This window comes from Frisingicoccus sp. (genome assembly GCA_016298055.1).
Classification (GTDB): domain Bacteria; phylum Bacillota; class Clostridia; order Lachnospirales; family Lachnospiraceae; genus Frisingicoccus.
This window is the reverse complement of the sequence record JAEDDO010000153.1, coordinates 1-4338: the sequence shown is the minus strand read 5'-3', so window position 1 is coordinate 4338 and position 4338 is coordinate 1. Positions and strand designations below refer to the sequence as shown.

General features: G+C 42.8%; 4 protein-coding genes. All 4 read left to right on the top strand.

Going from position 1 to position 4338, the window contains the following annotated elements:
* Positions 1–626: carcinine hydrolase/isopenicillin-N N-acyltransferase family protein (locus tag QZZ35_RS09530; protein WP_291237187.1), on the top strand; the 626-nt coding region annotated here is incomplete at its 5' end.
* Between the two features lie 132 nt (positions 627–758).
* Positions 759–902, top strand: a complete 144-nt coding sequence (scfA, locus tag QZZ35_RS09525; RefSeq protein WP_178550582.1) for a six-cysteine ranthipeptide SCIFF — start codon at positions 759–761, stop codon at positions 900–902.
* 79 nt (positions 903–981) lie between these two features.
* Positions 982–2340 (top strand): thioether cross-link-forming SCIFF peptide maturase, encoded by a 1359-nt coding sequence (gene scfB, locus QZZ35_RS09520; protein WP_291237186.1) that lies wholly within the window; start codon positions 982–984, stop codon positions 2338–2340.
* A gap of 1 nt (position 2341) precedes the next feature.
* The coding region (gene secD / locus QZZ35_RS09515; RefSeq protein ID WP_291237185.1) for a protein translocase subunit SecD at positions 2342–4338 on the top strand (1997 nt) is incomplete at its 3' end.

The following is a 4338-nucleotide window of genomic DNA, read 5'->3' as shown; positions in this document are numbered from 1 at the left end:
AAAAGAAGCTGGCGAGTCTGGCGTCACCTTTTATATGCCTTGACGGTATAAACGAAAAGGGGGTATCCATCTCCGTGCTGACATTGGACAGCGAGCCTGTGCGTCAGAACACCGGAAAGCCTGTCATTTCGACGACGCTTGCCATACGTCTTGTTCTTGACCGGGCGGCAACTACAGAGGAAGCGGTAGAACTTTTGCGCAGCTATGATATGTATTCTTCGGCCGGAAGAGACTATCATTTTTACATCACCGATGCATCCGGTGACGGAAGAGTGGTGGAGTATGACTGTGAAAGTGAAACGAGGGAACTTGTGGCAACACCGACCGAGGCGGTTACCAATTTCTTTATCCTCTATAAGGAAAAGGCACTTCCAAATCAGAAAAACGGTATCTACGGTCACGGAAGAGAACGCTATGATGCGGTGATGAAGGTGCTGGAGGAAGAAAAAGGCAATTACACCAATGATACCGTGTGGAAAGCGATGAAATCGGCGGCACAAAATCCTAATCCGGTCGACGTCACAAGCAATACCCAGTGGTCTGTCTCGTATAACAATACAGATCTTACCGCAGAGATTGCTATTCGCCGCAACTGGGAGGATATAATTCACATCGAATTGGAATAAGTATGAGGGACAGGTTCCCTGGCTCATTAAGCCAGGGAACCTGTCCCTTAAAGAAAATCAAAAAAATTCTTTTAAAATAGAAACAGGTATGATATAATGGTTCAAGTTATATTAGGTAAAGGAGGCCATCTAATGAAACATATTAAATCTTTAAACACACGTTCATTAAAGAATTCTATGGTTAAAGGCGGATGCGGAGAATGCCAGACATCTTGCCAGTCAGCTTGCAAAACTTCCTGTACAGTAGGAAATCAGAGCTGTGAAAATAACAAGTAATTCATGGGCAGCGGTTTAGTCAACTAAGTCGCTGCTCATTAATTGTACACGAAAAAAGAAAATGTAAGGAGCATTCAACGTGGTTCATCAGTATAAAAATAATGGATACAATATTGTTCTCGATGTCAACAGCGGATCTGTCCATGTGGTAGACGAGCTGGTATATGATATGATTGCCTTATACGAGACCCATTCGAAGGAAGAGATCATTCAGAAACTTTCTGGCCGTTATTCAAAAGAAGACATGGAAGAGGCCTATTCTGAGATTGAGGAGCTGGTTAAGGCAGAGTGTCTTTTCACCGAGGATATTTACAAAGACTATATCATTGATTTTAAGAAACGTCCGACAGTTGTTAAAGCCTTATGCCTGCATATTGCCCATGACTGTAATCTGGCCTGCAAATATTGTTTTGCCGAAGAGGGAGAGTATCATGGACGCAGAGCACTTATGAGTTTTGAAGTCGGAAAGAAAGCATTGGATTTTCTTATTGCAAATTCCGGATCAAGAAGAAATCTTGAAGTGGACTTTTTTGGCGGCGAGCCATTAATGAATTTTGATGTTGTCAAACAGCTTGTAGCTTACGGAAGAGAGCAGGAAAAGATTCATGATAAGAATTTCCGCTTTACACTGACAACGAATGGTGTCCTTTTAAATCAGGACATTCAGGATTTTGCCAATAAAGAGATGGGCAATGTGGTTTTAAGCTGTGACGGCCGCAGGGAGGTTCATGACTTTATGCGTCCTTTCAGGGGCGGACAGGGAAGTTATGATAAGATCCTTCCGAAGTTTAAAGCGATGGCAGACAGCAGAAATCAGACAAACTATTATGTGCGCGGCACATTTACCCATTTTAATACAGATTTTGCGGCAGATGTTTTAAGTCTTGCCGATGAAGGATTTAAACAGATTTCTGTGGAACCGGTAGTGGCACCGGATACAGAGGATTATGCGATTAAAGAATCCGATCTTCCAAAGATTATGGAACAGTACGACATTCTTGCAAAAGAGATGTTAAAACGGGAGAAAGAAGGCAGAGGATTTAACTTCTTCCACTTTATGATCGATCTTTCCGGAGGACCTTGCGTGGCAAAACGACTTTCCGGCTGCGGTTCGGGTACAGAATATCTGGCCGTGACACCATGGGGCGATTTCTATCCATGCCATCAGTTCGTCGGACAGGAAGAATTTCTTATGGGTAATGTGGACGAAGGTATTATCCGCACAGATCTTCAGGAAGAATTTAAATGCTGCAATGTTTATGCCCGTGAGAAGTGTAAAGATTGTTTTGCAAAATTTTACTGCAGCGGCGGCTGCGCGGCAAATGCCTATAATTTTACAGGTAAAATTACAGATACATATGACATCGGCTGCGAGATGATGCGCAAACGTGTAGAATGTGCGATTATGTTAAAGGCAGCCAGAGAGGAAGAGATTTAAGATGGAAAACAAAAAAGGTAGAAGCCTTGTCGGCATTTTACTTGTGCTCATCGCCATTGTCGCATGTGCTTTTGTTTCATGGAAAGGCGTGGATGAGAGCGGACAGGGAAGTGCCAGAAACATTAAACTTGGATTGGATCTTGCCGGTGGTGTAAGTATTACTTATGAGGCGGATCAGGAAAATCCTTCAGCGGAGGATATGAGTGATACTGTCTATAAACTTCAGAAACGTGTGGAAGTTTACAGTACAGAGGCTCAGGTTTATCAGGAAGGGGATAACCGTATCAACGTTGAGATCCCCGGTGTTTATGATGCAGACAAGATTCTTTCAGAACTGGGAAATCCTGGTACTGTAGAATTTTATGAAATTACAGAGACCGAGAGTGGGGAAAACGGTGAGGAATCTGAAACGGCATCTCAGGGATTTAACCTTGTTATGGATGGAAATGACATTGTTGATGCACAGGTTATGACACAGCCGGACAGCTACGGCAATGCACAGTATGTTGTTGAACTCACTATGAACTCTGAAGGTGCAGAGAAGTTTAAAGAAGCAACTGAGAGAAATATCGGAAAGCCGATTTATATTATCTATGACAACGAGATTATCAGTTACCCGACAGTTAATACAGTTATTGAGAATGGTCAGGCTGTGATTGAAGGAAATTTTGATTATGAATCCGCCAATTCTCTGGCAACATGCATTCGTCTCGGTGCCCTGAAATTAAACCTTAATGAGATCCGTTCCAACGTTGTGGGTGCAAAACTTGGTGAAGAGGCTGTTTCTACAAGCTTAAAAGCGGGTGCAGTCGGTCTTGCTCTGATCATTATCTTTATGATCATTATGTACGCTGTTCCAGGTGTGGCAGCAGGTCTTGCTCTGATGCTTTATGCTGCAGCGATGCTTTGCCTGTTAAATGGTCTGGATGTGACACTGACGCTTCCTGGTATTGCCGGTATTATTTTATCCATCGGTATGGCGGTTGATGCCAATGTCATTATCTTTACACGTATCCGTGAAGAAATTGCGGCAGGTAAAAATGTAAGAGAGGCAATCCGGACAGGATTTAATAAAGCCAGAACAGCGATTTTAGATGGTAATATCACAACCCTGATTGCGGCTGCTGTTCTTTATATTAAAGGTTCAGGTACGATCAAAGGATTTGCCATTACATTGGCCCTTGGTATCGTCCTTTCTATGATCACAGCCCTGCTCATTACACGTTTCATTGTGAGCATGTTCTATGGGCTTGGTTTCAAAGATCAGAAGTATTACGGAAAACAGAAAGACAGAAGTCCGATTGCATTTGTTTCAAAGGCAAAAATCTTTTATATTATCTCAGCTGTTGTCATTATTGCAGGATTTATCGGTATGGGAGTCAACAGCTCAAAGGGCAATGGCGCTATGAATTACAGCCTTGATTTTACAGGCGGTACATCCATGACCGTTTCCTTTAATGAGAATATTCCTGTAACCGGCGAAGAGGGTGCCGAGCTTCTTGAAAAAATTACAGAAGCCGTCGGAACAGGGGATGTTCAGCTTCAGAATGTACAGAATTCCAATGATATCATTATCAAGACTCAGATCTTAAGTCAGGAACAGAGAAGTGATCTGAAAGACCTTCTCGTATCGGAATATGGTGTGGACGAGTCCCTCATTGAGGAACAGAATATCAGTGCGGTCATCAGCGATGAGATGCAGAAAGATGCTGTCATTGCGGTTGTTATTGCCGGTATCTGCATGCTGATCTATATCTGGTTCCGGTTTAAAGATATTAAATTTGGTGCCAGCGCGGTTGTTGCACTTCTTCACGACGTGCTCTGTGTGCTGACTGTATATGCACTTGTACGTATTCCTGTGGGCAACACATTTATTGCATGTATGCTGACCATTGTTGGTTATTCAATCAATGCGACGATCGTTATTTTCGACCGTATCCGTGAAAACCGTCAGATCATGTATCGTGAATCACTGGAGAACATTGTCAATAAGAGTAT